Origin of the sequence: Pseudomonas violetae (assembly GCF_023072615.1) — a bacterium.
GTDB lineage: Bacteria > Pseudomonadota > Gammaproteobacteria > Pseudomonadales > Pseudomonadaceae > Aquipseudomonas > Aquipseudomonas violetae.
In genome coordinates this window covers 116,899-135,040 of record NZ_JAKNRW010000008.1, presented here as the reverse complement: position 1 = coordinate 135,040, position 18,142 = coordinate 116,899, and the positions used below count along the sequence as shown (strand labels likewise).

At 57.5% G+C, this 18,142-nt stretch carries 17 protein-coding genes and 1 pseudogene; 10 read left to right on the top strand and 8 right to left on the bottom strand.

Annotated elements, in window-relative coordinates; all coding sequences use genetic code 11:
• Positions 1–116 precede the first annotated feature (116 nt).
• Positions 117–344, top strand: a complete 228-nt coding sequence (locus L9059_RS13030) for a hypothetical protein (RefSeq protein ID WP_247291394.1) — start codon at positions 117–119, stop codon at positions 342–344.
• A gap of 268 nt (positions 345–612) precedes the next feature.
• On the opposite strand, the gene L9059_RS13025 is transcribed toward L9059_RS13030, so the two are convergent.
• The 3 genes from L9059_RS13025 to L9059_RS13015 all read right to left on the bottom strand — a co-directional run bounded on the left by L9059_RS13025 (position 613) and on the right by L9059_RS13015 (position 3,913).
• Positions 613–933 (bottom strand): isochorismate lyase, encoded by a 321-nt coding sequence (locus L9059_RS13025; RefSeq protein WP_247291393.1) that lies wholly within the window; start codon positions 931–933, stop codon positions 613–615.
• 286 nt (positions 934–1,219) lie between these two features.
• Positions 1,220–3,346 (bottom strand): TonB-dependent receptor family protein, encoded by a 2,127-nt coding sequence (locus L9059_RS13020; protein ID WP_247291391.1) that lies wholly within the window; start codon positions 3,344–3,346, stop codon positions 1,220–1,222.
• Positions 3,347–3,463: 117 nt separating this feature from the next.
• Entirely contained in the window at positions 3,464–3,913 is a 450-nt protein-coding gene (locus L9059_RS13015) for a hypothetical protein (RefSeq protein ID WP_247291389.1), read from the bottom strand.
• A gap of 75 nt (positions 3,914–3,988) precedes the next feature.
• On the opposite strand from L9059_RS13015, the gene L9059_RS30925 reads away from it, so the two are divergent.
• Positions 3,989–4,135 (top strand): universal stress protein, encoded by a 147-nt coding sequence (locus L9059_RS30925; RefSeq protein WP_428480264.1) that lies wholly within the window; start codon positions 3,989–3,991, stop codon positions 4,133–4,135.
• Here the strand turns inward: L9059_RS30925 and L9059_RS13010 are convergent.
• Positions 4,132–5,205: an RHS repeat-associated core domain-containing protein gene (locus tag L9059_RS13010; protein ID WP_247291387.1), complete on the bottom strand. Its 1,074-nt coding sequence runs from the start codon at positions 5,203–5,205 to the stop codon at positions 4,132–4,134. The two genes, L9059_RS30925 and L9059_RS13010, sit on opposite strands and share 4 nt — an antisense overlap.
• 619 nt (positions 5,206–5,824) lie before the next feature.
• Between L9059_RS13010 and L9059_RS13005 the strand changes: the two genes are divergently transcribed.
• On the top strand, positions 5,825–6,250 hold the full coding sequence (locus tag L9059_RS13005; RefSeq protein ID WP_247291386.1) for a universal stress protein: 426 nt from the start codon (positions 5,825–5,827) through the stop codon (positions 6,248–6,250).
• Between the two features lie 214 nt (positions 6,251–6,464).
• Here the strand turns inward: L9059_RS13005 and L9059_RS13000 are convergent, their stop codons facing one another.
• Complete coding sequence (locus L9059_RS13000) at positions 6,465–7,274, bottom strand: helix-turn-helix transcriptional regulator (RefSeq protein WP_428480263.1); 810 nt, start codon at positions 7,272–7,274, stop codon at positions 6,465–6,467.
• 96 nt (positions 7,275–7,370) lie between these two features.
• Here L9059_RS13000 and L9059_RS12995 point away from each other — a divergent pair, with 96 nt between their 5' ends.
• From L9059_RS12995 to L9059_RS12970, 6 genes and pseudogenes are all read left to right on the top strand, one after another.
• Positions 7,371–8,327: a threonine dehydratase gene (locus L9059_RS12995; RefSeq protein ID WP_247291384.1), complete on the top strand. Its 957-nt coding sequence runs from the start codon at positions 7,371–7,373 to the stop codon at positions 8,325–8,327.
• Positions 8,328–8,476: 149 nt separating this feature from the next.
• Positions 8,477–8,668, top strand: a pseudogene (locus L9059_RS12990) (PAS domain-containing sensor histidine kinase); the annotation flags it as partial.
• Positions 8,669–8,725: 57 nt separating this feature from the next.
• The gene (locus L9059_RS12985) at positions 8,726–8,878 is read left to right on the top strand and encodes a hypothetical protein (RefSeq protein WP_247291382.1); all 153 of its coding nucleotides are present in this window, start codon (positions 8,726–8,728) and stop codon (positions 8,876–8,878) included.
• A gap of 174 nt (positions 8,879–9,052) precedes the next feature.
• Entirely contained in the window at positions 9,053–10,363 is a 1,311-nt protein-coding gene (locus L9059_RS12980) for a sensor histidine kinase (protein WP_247291380.1), read from the top strand.
• Between the two features lie 89 nt (positions 10,364–10,452).
• Positions 10,453–11,895: an ATPase domain-containing protein gene (locus tag L9059_RS12975; protein WP_247291378.1), complete on the top strand. Its 1,443-nt coding sequence runs from the start codon at positions 10,453–10,455 to the stop codon at positions 11,893–11,895.
• Positions 11,896–11,919: 24 nt separating this feature from the next.
• Complete coding sequence (locus L9059_RS12970) at positions 11,920–12,282, top strand: response regulator (protein ID WP_247291376.1); 363 nt, start codon at positions 11,920–11,922, stop codon at positions 12,280–12,282.
• Positions 12,283–12,430: 148 nt separating this feature from the next.
• On the opposite strand, the gene L9059_RS12965 is transcribed toward L9059_RS12970, so the two are convergent.
• Positions 12,431–13,108, bottom strand: coding sequence for a DUF3313 domain-containing protein (locus L9059_RS12965; protein WP_247291374.1), 678 nt, complete (start codon positions 13,106–13,108; stop codon positions 12,431–12,433).
• A gap of 119 nt (positions 13,109–13,227) precedes the next feature.
• Positions 13,228–15,714: an arylsulfatase gene (locus L9059_RS12960; RefSeq protein WP_247291372.1), complete on the bottom strand. Its 2,487-nt coding sequence runs from the start codon at positions 15,712–15,714 to the stop codon at positions 13,228–13,230.
• Positions 15,715–15,895: 181 nt separating this feature from the next.
• Between L9059_RS12960 and L9059_RS12955 the strand changes: the two genes are divergently transcribed.
• Positions 15,896–17,011: a formylglycine-generating enzyme family protein gene (locus tag L9059_RS12955; protein WP_247291370.1), complete on the top strand. Its 1,116-nt coding sequence runs from the start codon at positions 15,896–15,898 to the stop codon at positions 17,009–17,011.
• Positions 17,012–17,216: 205 nt separating this feature from the next.
• Here L9059_RS12955 and L9059_RS12950 read toward each other — a convergent pair whose 3' ends face one another.
• Positions 17,217–18,134 carry a c-type cytochrome gene (locus L9059_RS12950; protein ID WP_247291369.1) on the bottom strand — a complete coding sequence of 306 codons (918 nt, stop codon included), beginning with the start codon at positions 18,132–18,134 and terminating at the stop codon, positions 17,217–17,219.
• Between the last annotated feature and the right edge of the window lie 8 nt (positions 18,135–18,142).

Here is an 18,142-nt window from a genome sequence, read left to right as displayed (position 1 = left end):
ATATTCAGCTGATACGACAAAGATACTCGCGATCCCAGTGTCAGCCCAGTTGAACTAAAAAGCTGACTAATCAGTCAGGATGGTAAGTGGCTCTTCTTTCATCCTGAGGATCGATCATGCGCAATTACACCGTGGAATATCTCTTTAACGGCGAACTTCGCTCTCATGTGTTTGAACTCAAGGAGGCGCAGTTACCTCTCCATGAAGCGGCGATGCATCTGTTGCAGTTGCATCTTGGAGATGCGGAAAACGGCCTGATCATGCCCACTGCGGACGCGACGCCGGAGGAGATTGTGCAGCAGGCTGAGCGGGTAGGGCTGACACAAGTTCGGGTGTGCGATTAGGCTCCACCCTGTTCATGGGTGTATGGCTGGCATGTAAAGTGTTCCTGCTCGAGCCTGGTGAAATCCACGATGGACATGCGCCCACCGGCCCGGGTGGCGAGTGCACTTGGCTTCGCCGATCCAAGCCATTCAGGTCGCTGGTTCCGTCACGCCTACCTACTGTAGCGGAGCTTGCTTGCAATATAGGACTACCTGGCACATCAATGCTGGATGTAGAAACTCTCACGCAGGCAAGCCTTGCACCCACAGGTATGCCAGGTAGATCGGATCAGTGTCCCGACGACTGCGCCGCCCAGTGCTTCATCTCCTCGCTGATGAAGTGGGTCACCAGGTCGCTGTACATTTTGCCTATCGCATCGGGGCTCAGGCCTTCGGTCCTGGCCCACTCGCGGCGCACCTCCAGCATACTTTCAAAACGCTCCTGGGCCCGCACCGAGGCGGCTGAAGTCTTGAATTTTGATGCCGCCAATACGTAGTGAAACCGCCTGCCCAACAGTTTGATGACGGCGTGATCAAGGGCGTCAATCTCGCGTCTGATGTCCTCCATGCCTGCACACTCTGCGGGTTGCATCTGATTGAACACATCCATGCCGTTACTCCTTTTGCTGAATGAAGGCGTGAGACTGCCTCTGCGCTAGCAGCAATATTACTGCCAGGATAGGCTCGGCGGCGAACTGTTGCGCCGGGACGGTTTAAGCAAGGCATTGGGTACTCGCACCGCAGAACGATGAGCCCGGCGTGGGGCCTTCGAAGTCAGGGCAAAGACTGGCTAGTCTGGACAGCGCAACGACAAGGTCGACAGCATTGATGGGCTCATACAGGGTGATGATCGAACACCAGGATTATGGAGAGTACCCGCAAGCGTAGACCACCCCTCAGCGCAGGCTCCACGACACCCCGGCGTACACACCCAGACCTTCACCCGGCGTCGACCGTGCGGCATCCAGCCCCTTGTCGTCGTAGCCCGGCGTGACCGTGGCGGCGTAGTGCTTGTTCGTCAGGTTGCGCAGGTCCAGCCAGGTCTGCCAGTCGTCCTTGGGCGAGTTGTAGCCGACCGTTGCACCGAACAGAGCATAGGGGTCGGCGTAGTAGCTGTTGGCGTAGTCTACCGCCACCTTGGACACCCACTGTGTGTTCAACCCGGCGAAAAAACCCTGGGGCCAGTCGTAGCGCAGTTCGCCCTGGTAGTAATGCATTGGCAGCCCCGGCAGGCGGTTGTCGCCGAAGCGGTCGTCGTCGCGGTAATGGAAGTCACTGAAGGTATAGCTCTGGCGCAGGCTCAGTTGACCGCCGTCCTCCCGGGACCATAGGTTGCTTTGCAGGCCGGCTTCCACACCCTGGTGCACGGTGGGACTGGCGTTGAGTTCGTAAGGCGTGATGGCGTTGGCGTCCGGCAGCACCGAGAGCAACTCGTGATGCACCTGGGCGTAGTACCAGGCCAGGCTCCATTGTCCAAACGCGCTGTCGCCGCGGCCGCCGAGTTCCAGGGTGGTTGCGGTCTGGTTTTGCAGCTTGATCGGATCGCGTTGAGTGCCCGTGGCGGCGCCGCTGCCCTCTGGGAAGCGCTGGTTGGCGCTGTAGATCAGCGACCAAGGGTGCGGTCCTTCGACGGATCGGCTGAGGTTGCCGAACAGTTGCACGTCAGGTGTCACCTGGTAGCGCAGGCCCAGTCGCGGGGCGTAGTCCCAGTCATTGAGGCTGGTCTTGCCGCCACCGTCCGGGTAGGTCACGGCACTTTCACGACGGGTGTAGATGGCCGCGACGCCGGTGGTCAGCCACAGGTCGTCGGCGATCTGCAGATCGTTGCCCGCGTGCAGCACAGAGTCCGAGCCCTGGTAGGTGAAATTGCGCATGGCGGTGCCCGGGGCGTACCCGCCGGTGTTGCCGGTGGGGATGCGCACGGATTCGCTGGCGCCGGCGTTGGGCAGGTGTTTGGTCACCCGCAGGCCGACAGTGCTTTGGCTTTCCAGGCCCCACAGCGTATCGCGACGCTTGTAGTCGAAAGTGCCGCTGACATCCGAGTACGCCACTTTAAGACGGTTGGGGCCTTCGCGCAGGTCCATCGGATAGTCGTGGTAGGCCAACCCGGTCTGGATGCTCGAATCGTCATCGATGAACCAGGTGGTCTTGTTGCCGGCAAAGGTGCTGCCCGGCTGGTCACGGCTGTCGTTCCGTGCGACATAGGCCGGGTTGGCGGCCCGTGGGTCGTGCTCGATGGAGTGCTTCGTCACGCGGCCGGCGAGGTCGTTGTCAGTCTGGCGGTGACGCAGGTAGAAGCGCGTTTCCAGGTTCGGGTTGAAGCGGTAACCGAAGTTGGCGATCACTCCCTGGCTTTTGCTGGCGGTGTGGTCTTGATAACCATCGGCGCTCGCGTCGGTCACCGCCACGTAGTAGTCGAAGGCGCCCAGCACCTGCCCGGAACTGACCTGGCGCTGCTGATAGCCGTGGCTACCGATGGCATAGCGCACTTGCAATCGCGCCGCGTCGTAACCGGTGTGGCTGATGTAGTTGATGGCCCCACCCAGGGCCAGCGCACCGCGGTCAAAGCCGTTGGCGCCGCGCAGCACTTCGACATGATCGAGCCACAGCGGCTCCAGCAACTCGTAGGGCGTGCCCCCCGGACCGGTCAGGGGCAGGCCGTCGAGCATGGCGTACAGACCCGAGGCGTGGGCGCCGGGGGCGCGGTTGATGCCCGAGCCACGGATCGAAATCTTCACCCCTTCGTTGCCCGCAGACTGCGCGTAGATGCCCGGCTGATAAGCCAGCACATCCTGGTTGCTCGCGACTCGACCCTGCAGCGGCCGGCGCAGGTCGACCACGTTGGTGCCGCCGGGTACCTGGGCCAGCCGCTCCCTGGCGTCCTCGACGGACTGGTCTGCGCCGCCTTGACCGTCAGCTTCGATCAGCACCTGTCCCAACTCCATGCCCTGGGCCGCGGCGATAGCCGGACAGGCAAGGGCCAGGCCCAGCAGGGCTGCCGGGAAGGAATGGGGCGAGGGCATGGGGGAACTCCGGGTGAATGGGGCGGGCAGTGAGGAGTGCGACGCAGGAAAAGGCGAAGGGAGCACATAACTGCCGAAAACTAACGCTGCCGAATCCCCGTCACCCCCTCCCGATGCTTAATTCACCGTACTGCCCCGCTTGATATCACCGCAAAAAACGTCGAGGTTGCCACTGTCCGGCGTAGTTCGCACGACTACCGAGTACTCACCGGCCAGCAACACGGGTAGTTCCACAGGTGCACTTCTTGAGAATATCCAGCCGCGAATAGCCTGGCGCTCGGTGTTGACCTGATCGTTCATTGCGTAGGCAACGGGGCCAGGCTGCTGGCAGCTGCCTTTGTTGATGAAGGTATAGAGACGCAGCGGCAGGGAGGCGCCAGTGGGGACGCCACTGATGATGAAATTGAACCCGGTTTTCTTGCCCCAGTTGGCCAGAGTCACATTGCCGATTTGCCCAGTGTTATGCCGGGTGGCCTGGAGCGGCACGGACACGCCTTTCTGAGCTGGAGTGGTGCAACCGACCAGGGTGGCGGTGATCAGCAATGCCAATGAGTTTCTGAGTTTCATTTCGAATCTCCAGAGCTGGAAAACTGCATTGGTAGATTAGTCGGTTTGTGCTGACCCATACCTGGCGCCCGGCGATTGCTTGAGGCTCGTCATATCGAATGCACCGCCACCGTTATTGCCGGCGACCCGGAGCATGCGATCTGCAAGCATGCCCGTGACCAGGGCTGCGATGTGATTGTGATGGGACATCACCATATATCGACGTTTGAAAATTTGCTCTAATTCCGTTTTTTTGTTCCCCTAACTTCCCACGCCTGAGCTAAAAGTGTCCTCGCCTCTCGCTGCATGAATTTTTGGTTTGCTAGAATTTCACGGTTCATAGCTCGTATCGGAGTATCTGAAAGAGTCTCCCAGTGCCCTCGAGCAAATTTAACCTCGGACGGATCAAACATGAAGCCTTGGTCGGATAAATTCACGAGGTTCTTGAAAATATCAGGATGCTCAGGTTTGCTGGTAGCGTGCCGTAGTAAGTGCAGCCTGCGCTTGTCGCTGTGATATCTAGCGACGATGGGCTTACTACCATTCCATGGGTAATCTAGATTTGCCACTCTGTCTATTTCGGTTCTTACTAAAAAGTCGATATCGGGGTTTATCGAACCCTCGGCGTTAAAGACTTTCAAAGGGCGTGCGGAGGTAAGTGCGGCACTCTGTCGTTGAAGATCTGATCCTGATGTGATTGGCGGGGACTGCTGTGCAATTGGGGTGCTCAGTTTTCCTCTAAATCGAACTGAGGTAGTTCTGGGCACGCGGAACAGACCAATACGCCCCGTCGGATCCGTTTGATTCACGGGATCGTTCGAACAATACGCATATGCATTCAACCCGCCTTTATCAAATGGGCTCAAACTATCCGGGCAGTTGAATCGCATCAATATGGGGTTAAACGCCCTGTAACCATTCCCCAATAGATAATGCCCCGTCACCGGTTCTGGCCGTTCGCCATTGAATCCCAGCAGGCTGAGCAAGCCATTTGAGCAATAAATGTGGCCATAGGGTGAATAGTTGATCGGCTGCGATGGATAGTCAGTTTTCAGTGTGTTCAACACCGAGCGTTCTTGCCCGGTTGCCAAGAGAGTAGTGGCCTGTACATCGCCATCGCTTTGCAGTTGGGCCAGGAGGTGGTCATCGTGCTGGATTATCGAGCAGTGCAGCGCCCCCTGAATCTCCGTCACCAGACGGCTTCTGCAGTAGAAGCGCTGGCACGCATGATTGGCAGACTGTTCATGGCTGGTCAGGCGGTCCAGAGGATCGTAGCCGTATTGGCACAGCAGGACGTGCGGAAAAGATGTCAAGGGCGCGCTCCGAATGAGTTGTAGACCTAGGGAAGGTCTGAAGTAAGCAGCCGTTTTTAACGGCCTCGCTGTCTGAGGTTCAAAAAACACCGACTTAATCGAAAATCAGACCTTTCCTTCTGTCAGTTCACTATTTTTGCGGAAGAGCACTTTTTCAGGGCTCATTGTCCACATCACAGGCGCACCTCGCCTGCATTTAATAGTCGTTTTCGTATCATCCAAAGGTTCGATAAGGCAAACAGTGTGGTCTGCTGCGAGGTGGGTATTTCACCAGATCGGGAAGTCTTTTTCAGAGTTTCCCTAGAGGCAGTATTTGCGATTCTGTTGCGGATGGGAACTATCAGATCTGCTAGGTCGGGGTCATTGGGATCTTCTGATTGCCGGGTTTGAGTCGAACTTGGCGGGAGCCAACGGATCGGTACGCGGCGACAGGTTTTGGGGCCGCTTTGCGAGCAAGCTCGCTCGCCACAGGGTTTGTGCTGACCCATACCTGGCGCCCGGCGATCGCTGCGTTGGACGCATTCATACAGTGCTTACAAGTCAGTTATCGCGCAATTTTGGGGTTGCTAGACTCCCCAGTTGTTTGGCTTTCTTAACTAGCAATCAAACGGGATCAATGATGTTCAGTGAAATCCTGGTGGCCATCAATGGCAACGTCCAGAGTGTCAAGGTCCTGGAGTTGGCCATGAGAGTGGCCGATGACGCCACGCGGGTGCATGTCGTAAGCGTAATCGCTTACGAATTCAGCGCGCCGGATCTTGAGTCTCGGCAGGCATCGCCCGCTTCGTGGGCAGAGCAGTTGCACTGCGAAGAAGTTGTCGAAAAGGCCAGGCTTTTTCTTCAGGCCCGTCACGTCGAATGCACCGCCACCGTCATTGCCGGCGACCCGGAGCAAGCCATCTGCAACCACGCCCGTGAGCAGGGGTGCGATCTGATTGTGATGGGGCATCACCACATGTCGACGTTTGAGCGCCTGGTGGGCAACTCGGTGGCGTATGAGGTTTTGCAGAATGCCCCTTGCCCGATTCTGATTGAAGCGGGATGAGTGGTGCCACCCATTCCCCTGTAGGAGCCAGCTTGCTGGCGATGGAGGTCAACGGTGACGCGGGTAATCTGAATCAGCGCAGCGCCCTCAGGCTCATCGCGAGCAGGCTCGCTCCCACAGCTGCATGGGTCGGGTTAATAAATCTGTCCCCATTTCAGGTCCCCATTTCACCCCCGCGGCCGGGATTGTCGGGTGCCCAGGCGACGCCTGGCACTCACCTCTTGCGCAACTGTCCGGGGCTCGCCCCCAGCCGTTGTCGGAACAGCGTCGCCATATGCGCCTGTGAATTGAAGCCGCAGGTGAGGGCGATCTCGGCCAGGGTGGCGCTAGTGTCGCGCAGCAGGGCGCGGGCTTTGGCCAGGCGTCGGTCGATCAGGTAACTGTGCGGGCTTTTACCGGTGGCCTGCTTGAACGCCCGCATGAAAAAGCCTTCGGACAGTTCAAGCAGGCCGGCCATTGCCTGCACACTTAGCGGGCCCTCAAGCCCTGCATCGATGAACTCATCCAGCAGGCGCAGACGCTTGGCGGTGATGGAGCCTGCCGGCTGCGCGGGCAATGCGGTGTGCGTCGTCGCCCGCTCAGCCAGGGCCAGGGCCCAGGCCTGCCAATCGTCATCCGCAGCGGCGTGCAGCAATGCGTTGCGCATTCGCTGCGCCAGGCGGATCGCTTGCGGATCTATGCGGTTGTTAAAAGCCTGGTCGCCGGGTAATGCCAGCCCCTCGGCGCGCACCACTCGCAGGTATTCACCGCCCCCGGACGACTCGGACAGCACGTCACAACCGGCGGGCACAAACGCCAGGCCGTTGGGGTGAGCGAGGAAGGGCAGTACCCGGTCACTGCCGATGGCGTGCACGCCGCACTGGCTGTCGAAGGCGAAACCGATGGCTGCCTGGGTGGCTACATAGCGGGTCGCATAGGCAGACGCGGGCAACAACTCGATCGCCCACGGCCCGGCTTCGACCCGGCGGACCGGTTCGCTTGGGAGCGTTGATGGCAGGCGATTGCGCGAGTTCATGCCGAGCATAGTAGTGAAGATCGGGGCAAAAAGTCAGGTCGGTTTTCTGAAAGCCAACGTATCGCCCCTGCGCCTAGACTTTGCAAAACCCCAGGGAGAATGCCCATGCACACATTAACTCGCGACGACATCCAACAGGCGGCCCGCCTGGTGTACCAGGTCATGCCCGCAACGGCCCAGTACGCCTGGCCGTTGCTGGCCGAGCGGTTGGGCTGCACAGTGTGGGTCAAGCATGAAAACCATACCCCCACCGGCGCGTTCAAGGTGCGCGGCGGCATCACCTTCATGCACTGGCTAAAGCGCACCCACCCCGACGTGAAGGGCATTGTCACGGCGACCCGCGGCAACCACGGCCAGAGCCTGGCGCTGGCGGCCAGTGCCCTGGGTTTGCGCGCATTGATCGTGGTGCCCGAAGGCAACTCGGTGGAGAAGAACAACGCCATGCGTGGCTTCGGCGGCGAGGTGGTCGAATGCGGTCGCGACTTCGATGATGCCCGGGTCGAGGCTGCCCGCCTGGCGCAGGCGCATGGCCTGTTGCTGGTGCCGCCGTTTCACACCGAACTGGTCAAGGGCGTGGCCACCTATGGCCTGGAACTGTTCACTGCAGCGCCCGACCTCGACACCGTCTACGTGCCGATCGGCTGTGGCTCGGGCATCTGCGGGGTGATCGCAGCGCGCGATGCGCTGGGCCTGAAGACCCAGGTGGTGGGCGTGGTGTCGACGGAGGCTGACGCCGCCAGGTTGTCGTTTGAAGCCGGAGAGATATGCGAAACCCCATCGGCGAATACCTTTGCCGATGGCCTCGCGGTGCGCAAGCCGATTCCCGAGGCGTTTGCCATCTACAGCGCGGGCGCGGCGCGGATTGTAGCGGTCAACGACGGGCAGATCGCCGAAGCGATGCGCATTTTTTACACCGATACCCATAACCTTGCAGAAGGGGCGGGCGCCTCGGCGCTGGCGGCGCTGGTGCAGGAACGTGAAGCCATGGCGGGCAGGAAGGTAGGGGTGATCCTGTCGGGGGGCAACGTCGACCGAGGGGTGTACGCTCGGGTGATTCAGTGAGCTGAATGGGCCGTAGCAAGTGGCCAACTCGCTCGGATAACGGCATCGACCTTGAGTGGTCGACGGGCGGATTCATGGATCTATTCCCGTGAAAGCCTGGCGAAAATTTTCTGGCGCACCCTCCAGCCACGCTTTGCTAGCGTATGAAAACCCCTGCAGACATTTCCGATCCTGCAGAGCTGATCACCCGCGTCGCAGCCCACAGCCTGGAACTCAAGACGCAGATCACGCCGGGCTTCGGCGCGCTGGTGTTCAAGGCGTCCCTAGGCATCGAAGACATTTACGAGCTGACTTACATCCGCAAGGACGGCAGTCGCCTCTCGGCAATGGTGTCGGTGACACTCCGTTGAACGCTGTGATCGGTTTTCCGAAGTGCTCAGGACGGGATGGCAAGCGACATGATCGATACCCAGCGCGAATACATCAGCGATATTTTTACCAGCGGCCAGCACTTGCTGTCGTTGATCAATGGCATCCTCGACCTGTTCAGTCGGCCCTTGTCTGTTCTGGAACTGGAGGCTTTCCTGTGCGAGCAACAGGCTTTAATCTGAGCAAGATGATGCTCGCAATAAAAAATTGAAACCTTTTGCCGTGAATTGCAATCCATCGCCCATAGGAGGGCAATTTTGCGCTCACCACTCGATGAGCAAAAGCAAAGGTTGGCTTTACAAAAGACGACATTGCCCGGTGCACGAAGGGCAGTCTCACAACGAGCCGAACTCAACATGCCAACGAACTATTTACCAGGGTCCGGCACTGGCTTCCTGGCTTACGAAACCCACCGTCTTGCCTTGATAGAAATCGGCGAGCGAATTCGCGACCTGGATGACACGCCGACGCTGGCCTATGCAGCGGCGGAGATTCTCGGACGGACCCTGCAGGTCAGCAGGGTGGGCTACGGCACCATTGACCCGGTTGCCGAGACCATCACTATCGAGCGCGACTGGAACGCGCCGGGTATCGAGACCCTGGCCGGGGTCTTGAGTTTTCGCGAGTACGGTAGCTACATCGAAGATCTTAAAAAAAGCGAGACGGTCGTCGTGCGCGATGTCGGCGAGGACCCTCGAACTCGTGAAAGTACGCAACAGCTCAAGGCTATCAGTGCCCATTCGTTCATTAATATGCCCATCATCGAAAAAGGTCGGCCGGTAGCACTGCTCTACCTGAACCATTCCGAGGCTCGCGACTGGACGGCTGATGAACTGGCGCTGATTCGCGAAGTCGCCGAACGCACCCGCATGGCAACCGAGCGCTGTCGTGCCCGGGACGATCTGCGCGAACTTGCCGCTTCGCTAGAACACCAGGTCCAGGTGCGCACGGAACAACTGCGACAGTCGCAAAAGATGGAGGCAGTGGGGCAGTTGACCGGCCGCTTTGCCCATGACTTCAACAACCTGCTGACCGTCATCCGTTCGTCCTGTGACCTGCTCAAGCGCCCTGGCAGTTCTGAGGAGCGCCGTCTGCGCCTGGTTGAAGCTATTTCCGAGGCCGTCGAAAGAGGCAGTAGCCTTACCGGTCAGTTGCTCTCATTTGCGCGCCGCCAAGCGCTCAATCCGTCGGCATTGGACGTGAATGCCAGTGTCATGGCCATCGGCGAGGCCATGAGGTTGCAGGTTGGGCCCGGTGTCGACGTGGTCATCGATGAGCTTGAAGAAATCTGTTCGATTCACGCAGATCCTGGCCAGTTCGAAACGGCGCTCGTCAACCTGGTCAAAAACGCCAGTGACGCCATGCACGGCAACGGTAAACTGATCATCAACGTGACCCGGGCTGACGGTATTCCGGCTACCCGGGGTGATCCTTCCATTGACGGAAACTTCATCGCCATCTCTGTCAGCGACAACGGTTCGGGTATTGCCCCGTTCTGCATCGAGCGAATCTTCGAACCTTTTTTTACCACCAAGAGCGTTGGTCAGGGCACGGGCCTGGGTTTGAGTCAGGTGTTCGGATTTGCCAAACAGTCGGGTGGCGAAATCCGCGTGGAGAGTTGCCTGGGCCAAGGCAGTGCCTTTACCTTGTATTTACCTTGCGCTTAAGCGCGCGGCCCGATAGCCCGAATGCGAAAATGGCGTTAGCATCTTAGACCTCCGGCCTGATGGCCTGTTGTTCAGATCAGGGTTGCAGTGTGGAAAAGCTAAAACGCCTTCAAAGCGGAATCGAGGGGCTTGATGCTCTGCTCAAGGGTGGGCTGGTCGCGGGTTCGTCCTACATCATCCAAGGACGTCCTGGCTCTGGTAAAACAATTCTCGCCAACCAGTTGGGGTTCCATCATGCGCGCAACGGCGGTCGGGTCTTGGTCGCCACGCTGCTGGCCGAATCCCATGATCGCCTGTTTCAGTTTCTCTCGACCCTGAGCTTCTTCGATCCGGCCCGGGTCGGCGCCGAGATTCAGTTTGTCAGCGCCTTCGATACCCTGGAAAACGAAGGCCTGGACGAAGTCGTCAAACTGCTGCGCCGTGAAATCAGCCGGCAGAAGGCCACGGTGCTGGTGGTCGACGGCTTGCTCAATGCGCGCTCCAAGGCCGACTCGCCAATCGACACGAAAAAATTCATCTCCGAGCTGCAGGGCCATGCCGCCTTTGCCGGCTGCACCGTTCTGTTTCTCACCAGTTCCCGGCTGGATGACGGCAGCCCCGAGCACACCATGGTCGATGGCGTCATTGAAATAGGTGAAGAACTGTTCGGCACCCGTTCAGTTCGACGCATCCAGATGCGCAAGACCCGGGGTAGCGGCGCGCTCACCGGCCTGCACGAGTGCGAAATCACCGACGACGGTCTGGTGGTCTATCCGCGCCTGGAAAGTCTCTACAGCCATCCGTCCCAGCCCGACAGCGCAGATCTGACGCGCATCCCCAGCGGCATTGGCGCACTCGATGGCCTGATCGACGGCGGCTTGCACAGTTCCTCCATGACCTTGGTGATGGGTCCATCCGGGGTCGGTAAAACCACCTTGGGGCTTAAGTTTCTTGCCGAATCAACGGTGGACGCACCTGGCCTGCATTTTGGTTTTTACGAAAGTCCGCAACGGTTACGGCTCAAAGGCCAGTCGTTGGGGATCGATATCAAGGGCATGGAAGAAAGTGGTGCGCTGAGCATTGCCTGGCAGCCCACCACGGAGGGTTTGCTCGACGGCCTTGGCGCGCACCTGTTGAGCATCGTTGAGCAGAAAGGCATCAAGCGCCTGTTCATCGACAGCCTCAGTGGTATGGCACGGGTGTCGACCACGCCGGCACGGATCACCGATTTCTACAGTGCCCTGATGAGCGAACTGCGCGCCCGGGGCGTGACGGTGTTTGGCTCGTGGGAGATGCGTGACCTGTTCGGTTCCGAGGTCAGTACGCCGACACCGGACCTTTCGAGTATCGTCGATAACCTGATGCTGATGCGTTTCTTCGAGACTCAGTCAGAACTCCGACGACTGCTTTCTATTCTCAAGGTACGAGACAGCTTCTATGACCCCTCGCTCCTTGAAGTGGTTATCCATGAACACGGCGTTGAACTGAAAAAGGCCTCACGACATGCAACGGCAGTCCCTAATGATTCAGCGCTGCCCGGTTCAATCTCCTAAATCTGTGAGTTGGGTTGAATTGACATGACCACCATCCTCGTCGTCGACGACGAGTACTTGATCGCTGATATTCTTGGCTACGCGCTGGAGGATGAGGGGTTCATGGTCGTAAAGGCCAGCAACGGCCAAAAAGGACTCGAAGTGCTGGAACGCGAACGTCCGTCGCTGATCATCACGGACTTCATGATGCCGGTGATGGATGGCCTCGAATTCGCCAAGGCAGTTCGAGCGTTGCCTCTTGTCAGTCATTTGCCGATCATCCTGATTAGCGGCGCCCAGGCCCATATCGGTTTGGAGCGATCGGACCTGTTCGATGCGGTGCTGAAAAAGCCGTTCAATATTGATCTGGTGATTGCCAAGACTCGGGAACTTCTGGCCTTGACCTGACCGGCTTGGCAAAAACGGCCATTACCTCAACGTAATCCGTGGCCGTCTTGCCGGAACACCCGGCAATCGGCTGTGACAGGCCGAATCTGCTCATATACGACCATTACCGCCTTTGCGCCGGGTGAGGTGTTGGCGATTGAAGCAAGTTTTATCTACGGATGAAGGCCCCTAGATCGGCGTTCAATTTGTCAATCGCAGACTTGAAGTCCTGAGTGGTAATTTGTTGGCTAGCGTTTGAAAGTTGGGTGCCGGACACCTTACGCACCACTTTGGCCACAGTCTGATTGGTTTTAGCGTCGATGAATTCGGCTTCGATGAAAAGGTTAGTGTCTTGGTCCCGATGTCCAGTGGCCGCTTGCGCTGCACCGACGACAGCCGCGACCGGCACTACTTCATACCATTTCATGCCTTCGTTTGAGGCATTTACCCCGGTGATAGCTGCACGCAGAATCAGGGGTTTCGACCCGGCTGGTGCTGCGGCCGGGTGAGACACCAGCCGGTATTTCTGACCTAACACGCCTTTAGCGTTTGTGGTCATGTAGTTATGAATATCGTCGAGTGTCTGCTGGTTCACCCGCTCATTGGGTTTCGGTACCGGATAGAATTCCAACCCGTTGAACATTACGGTGTCATAGGCATTTGGGTTCCATGAGGGACTCACCCAGCGCATCGCCTTCTCACCTGTGGTGGTGGTCACTTCTTGCAAGTTGTTGTAGTTGGAGAGGTAGCCTGAGTATTGCGCTTTGTCGGTCACCTTCGAGGTGCATCCGCCGAGCAGCAGACTCGCCATTGCAGCGCCGATGAAGAATTTTTGTGACAGGTTCATAGTGGTGTGTGCTCCATGGATTGCGTCATTTTTCGTTAGCAGAAAATCAGAATCGTATTAAGGAGGCAATCCCCGATTAATCGCGGATCATCTCGTGCGAGTTGATCCGCGTACTTTTTTTAGTCTTTTTTGCCGACCTTGTCCTGAGCTTCTTCCTTGCTTGCGACATTCAACTGCGTTGGTTCGAGCTTGACGGTAAGTTTGTGCAATGAACCGGTGAATGCAAACGGCACCTGGTAATCCTTGTCATCGACAGGAGTGCCGGTATCGGAGCCGACATCGAAACTTTCATCCACACCGAAGACGAATGGAACGCTGTGGGGAATCTCATGGCTCGCCAGTTGCTTGCCATCCACCGACAGCACGCCGGTGCCACCTTTACCGAATCCCGGCCCAGCGTATTTGAAATCAAAGCTGATACTGTGCTTGCCGGGCGTAAGCGCCTCGCCCCCTTCCCAACGGAATCGCGCAACACCTTCAAGGTTGTAGTTGAAAATTGGCTTACCTTTCAGGAGGTAGAGCGCATAACCGCCAAAGCGGCCGCCGTCGGTCACCAGTACTCCGTCGACACCATTTTCCGGAACAGTGATGTCAGCCGTAATGACGTAAGACTTGTTCAACACGTTGGGCTCGTTGCCTGGAAGAATGCCACTCACGGGTGAAAGGTAATTGAACTCTGTGCGCCCGGCGACGATGCTCGGCCTCTGTGTAACGACGCGTGTAAAGCCGGAGGCGTCGAGCGGCAATACCTGATATTTGTTCGCTTCCACCCAGAACAGATCCTGTAGCTGCTTGAGTTTTGCAGGGTTGGCAGCGGCGACATCGTCATTCTGCGTCCAGTCCTTGGTAATGTCGTACAGCTCCCATTTCACGCCATTGACGATGTCCTTGGGTGGCTGGACGGTGATGTCCCATGGTGCGCGGTAAGGCGTTGTCGATGCCATCCAGCCCTCGTGGTAAAGCGCGCGCATACCAAACATCTCGAAATACTGCGTGGTGCGTGTAGAAGGCTTTTCGGCATTCTGCTTATCGAAGAGGTAAGCCATGCTCGTGCCTTCGATGGGTTTTTGCGCAATGCCGTCTACCTGGAGCGGCGCATCAATGCTGGTGGCTTCGAGGATCGTCGGCTCGATGTCGATGACGTGGTGAAACTGATTACGGATGCCGCCGGCATCCTTGATTCGGTTCGGCCAGGAGATGGCTATGCCCTGACGGGTACCGCCAAAATGTGATGCAATTTGCTTGGTCCACTTGAAGGGCGTATCCATGGCCCAGGTCCAGCCCACGGCCATATGCGGATAGGTCTGGTCCGAGCCCCAAGCGTCCAGATACTTCATCTGATCGGCGACTGGCACGTCGATTCCGTTGAAAGTGGTCATTTCGTTTGGTGTGCCGTTGGGGGTGCCTTCTGCGCTACTGCCGTTGTCACCACTGATATAGATCACCAGCGTGTTGTCGAGCTTGCCCATGTCATCAATCGCCTGGATCACCCGACCGATTTCATGATCGGTGTACGCCAGATAGGCTGCATAGACTTCCATCTGGTGGGCATACAGTTTTTTCTCCTCCGCCGACAGTTCGTCCCATTTCTTCAGTGAATCCGGCCACGGCGTGAGCTTGGCTTCCTGGGGAATGACGCCCAGGCGCTTTTGATTGGCGAAGATCTGGTCGCGCGCGGCGTTCCAACCCATGTCGAATTTGCCCTTGAATTTGTCGATCCATTCGGGCGTCGGGTGATGCGGCGCGTGGGTACCGCCGGGCGCGTAGTAAAGAAAGAACGGTTTCTTCGGATCGAGCGCATTCAATTCATTGACATAGCCAACGGCGTCATCCGCCATCGCGGTGATCAGGTTCCACTCCGGTTTTCCGACGTAAGGATGGATTGGCGTGGTGTTGCGCATCAGATTGCCCGGTTGCCACTGATTGGTTTCACCGCCCATGAACCCGAAGAAATAGTCAAAGCCCATACCAATGGGCCATTGATCAAACGGACCGGCCTGACTGATCTGGAATGACGGCGTGTTGTGGTTTTTGCCAAACCACGATGTTGCATAGCCGTTGTCCTTGAGGATTTTGCCAATGGTCACCTTATCTTTGGTGATGACGCTGTTGTAGCCAGGATAGCCCGTTGAAATTTCGGTGATGACGCCGAAACCGACAGAGTGGTGATTGCGCCCGGTAATCAAGGCGGCACGCGTCGGCGAGCACAGTGCCGTCGAATTGAATTGCGTGAAGCGCAATCCGGCTGCGGCGACGCGATCCATGCTCGGCGTCGGGATGAGGCCGCCGAACGTACTGGGCGCACCGAAGCCGACGTCGTCAGTGATGATCAACAAGACATTCGGTGCGTCTTTGGGAGGTACGACAGTTGGGGGCCAGTAGGGCGTCGAGTTCGTGGCGTCGAGGTTGATGACGCCGCCGAATGCTGCTGGAGGATTAGGGAGGTATCTCCCATCGATGGTCGTGGTCGCGCTGGGCGAACCGGGCGTGCCGTTGACTTCCTGTGTCGCTGCATTGGCGCAAGCGCAGGTCAGCAGGGCGACTGCCAGTCCTGAATTGATGCGCTTGCGCAGCCATAAAGGTTTATTCCAGTGTGCGGTGGCCATGGCCAGCTCCTGTAAGCCCCCGAAACCCCAAGCTCGAAGTGTAGAACCGTTTTTTTCTCTCGCCAGTCCATCTCAACGTTAACCTGAGTGGTCGTTGACTTTGGAGGAGTGGTGTCTATACCTGATCTTGATACCGAGCAGGTTCGGCAATGGCCACAGACTGAACTCAAGAGGCGCGCAAATGCTTATCAGGAAACGGCGTTTTGGTATCGTCATGGTCTGCGCCGGGATCGTGTCGGTTTGCCTGGCGTTTGTGGTGTATCAGCAGATCCGCGGCCCTATGCCTTTGACGCTGGGTGATGGAGAAAATGGCCCCCTGGAAATGGTCTGGCTTCCTGCCGGCGAATTTTTGATGGGCAGCGATCATAAGCAGGCCCGTCCAAACGAAGGACCGGCCCACAAGGTTCGACTTGACGGGTATTGGATCGACCGCTACGACGTGACCAATGCCGATTTCACCCGTTTCATTTCTGAAACGCATTACGTCACCACCGCCGAACGCAAACCCAAATGGGAAGATCTGAAAGACCAACTGCCGCCTGGGACGCCTGAGCCGGATGACAGCGACTTGGTCCCTGGCGCACTGGTTTTTGTCGGCACAGACAGACCCATCCCTCTCAATGATTTCAGCCAGTGGTGGGCATTTGTGCCGGGGGCTGACTGGCGTCACCCGCTGGGGCCAGACAGTACCATCGAGGGCAAGGAAACCCATCCGGTTGTTCAGGTTTCACGTGAAGACGTGCAGGCGTATGCCGCATGGGCGCACAAGCGTCTGCTCACCGAGGCTGAATGGGAGTACGCCGCAAGAGGCGGACTGGAACAGGCGAATTATGCCTGGGGGAATGACTTCTCGCCCGGAGGGGAAAAGATGGCGAATACCTGGGATGAGATACAGCCGTTTCCCGTGACCGGAGCTAGCAACAGATTCAAAATTGGCACCAAGCCGGTAGGCAGTTACCCGCCCAACGCCTACGGGCTCTACGATATGTCCGGGAATGTTTGGCAATGGGTCGCCGATTGGTATCGTGCCGATGCCTTTAGAGTTGGGCTCAGGCGTCAACCGGCGGGTGACGCGGCGGTAAACCCGGTGGGGCCATCTGACAGCTATGACCCCGAACTTGGAGTGACGGCCAATGCACCGCAGCGTGTAATCCGAGGCGGATCTTTTCTTTGTAGCGACAGCTACTGCACGAGTTTTCGAACCAGTGCCAGGCAGGGTGCAGACCCTATGAATTCCATGTCGCATCTAGGCTTTCGCTTGGCGATGAGCAATGACCAATGGGAAAAGAACCGTTGATAACAAATGCACTGGGCCATGCGGGAAAACACGAATGACTGCAGCTTCAGCTTGGCGCTGGTGAAATGGCGGTCGCGTTTGCTGACGGCGTTGAATTTACTGCCTTCGAACACTACAACGAGCAACATCTGCCCAGAGCCTTAAATTATCGCTCACCGAGGGTGCTCAGGCGCTTGGCGGCAAGTCCATTGTCTATCGAGCTGACTCATTCAGTACCTTGGCCGATTATCACTCCGTTCACCTTTTGCCCATAGAGATTGACCCCATCATGGGCGTGAAATTTTATTCTGGTTTGCTCGACAGAGCCGGCAATCATCCTTGGGTCTTTTGGTCGTTCGTGGCTGTTCATATAGGCTGCAACGTGCCACGCCTCATCGGAGGATAGCGTTCCCCCCTTACCTAGCGGCATATTCGATTTTATGAAGCCTGCGGCAGTATTGATTCGATGCATCCCCGCACCCCAGTTGAATGAATCTTTACCCCACAGTGGTGGAAACACATATTCGCTTCCTGCTTTCTGGCCTTCACCTTCAGCTCCGTGGCATATAGAACACTGCTTGGCGTAGATAGTCTTTCCCTTGGCAAGATCGAAACCTCCAGCAGGTTCAGGAGTCTCGGGATAAGAACGTCCTGGCAGTTCTTGTCCAGTAGGTGCACCAGTGGCGAGCCAGTACGAGTATGCGGTAAGAGCAGCGATGACTGGACTGTCCGCTGGAGGCGGTTTTCCGTTCATGCTGAACTGAAAACACCCTTGTAAGCGCTCGGCGTAGGTATTGACCTTGTCGTTCTTTTTTCGATAGGCCGGGTACATTGTGTAAGCCCCCCAAAGAGGAGCAGAGTTGGCTTTTCTTCCTTGGTCTAAATGGCAGTTGGTGCAATTTAATCCGTTGCCTACGAACTCGGATGCATTGGCTTTCGTCTCTACAAAGATGGCGTGGCCTTGCTGGACTAATCGACCAAAAGCATTGTCAAGCAGCGTCTCCTCCGCGGGAGGGCGAAAGGTGAGAGCCTGATTCTGAGTTGGATTCTGGCTTTTGGGTGGTGCGGTTGGTTCTACAATTTCAGTCGCACAAGCCATCGATATAATGTTGAAAGTAAAAAATGCAGTGATGATGGATTTCATGGCCAGGC

Coding starts and splice junctions, on each gene's coding strand:
- L9059_RS13025 (WP_247291393.1), bottom strand. CDS start 933: ATGGATGTGTTCAATCAGATGCAACCCGCAGAGTGTGCAGGCATGGAG.
- L9059_RS12955 (WP_247291370.1), top strand. CDS start 15,896: ATGCTTATCAGGAAACGGCGTTTTGGTATCGTCATGGTCTGCGCCGGG.
- L9059_RS13005 (WP_247291386.1), top strand. CDS start 5,825: ATGTTCAGTGAAATCCTGGTGGCCATCAATGGCAACGTCCAGAGTGTC.
- L9059_RS13000 (WP_428480263.1), bottom strand. CDS start 7,274: ATGCTCGGCATGAACTCGCGCAATCGCCTGCCATCAACGCTCCCAAGC.
- L9059_RS12960 (WP_247291372.1), bottom strand. CDS start 15,714: ATGGCCACCGCACACTGGAATAAACCTTTATGGCTGCGCAAGCGCATC.
- L9059_RS13020 (WP_247291391.1), bottom strand. CDS start 3,346: ATGCCCTCGCCCCATTCCTTCCCGGCAGCCCTGCTGGGCCTGGCCCTT.
- L9059_RS12980 (WP_247291380.1), top strand. CDS start 9,053: ATGCCAACGAACTATTTACCAGGGTCCGGCACTGGCTTCCTGGCTTAC.
- L9059_RS12970 (WP_247291376.1), top strand. CDS start 11,920: ATGACCACCATCCTCGTCGTCGACGACGAGTACTTGATCGCTGATATT.
- L9059_RS13015 (WP_247291389.1), bottom strand. CDS start 3,913: ATGAAACTCAGAAACTCATTGGCATTGCTGATCACCGCCACCCTGGTC.
- L9059_RS12965 (WP_247291374.1), bottom strand. CDS start 13,108: ATGAACCTGTCACAAAAATTCTTCATCGGCGCTGCAATGGCGAGTCTG.
- L9059_RS12950 (WP_247291369.1), bottom strand. CDS start 18,134: ATGAAATCCATCATCACTGCATTTTTTACTTTCAACATTATATCGATG.
- L9059_RS12995 (WP_247291384.1), top strand. CDS start 7,371: ATGCACACATTAACTCGCGACGACATCCAACAGGCGGCCCGCCTGGTG.
- L9059_RS12985 (WP_247291382.1), top strand. CDS start 8,726: ATGATCGATACCCAGCGCGAATACATCAGCGATATTTTTACCAGCGGC.
- L9059_RS13030 (WP_247291394.1), top strand. CDS start 117: ATGCGCAATTACACCGTGGAATATCTCTTTAACGGCGAACTTCGCTCT.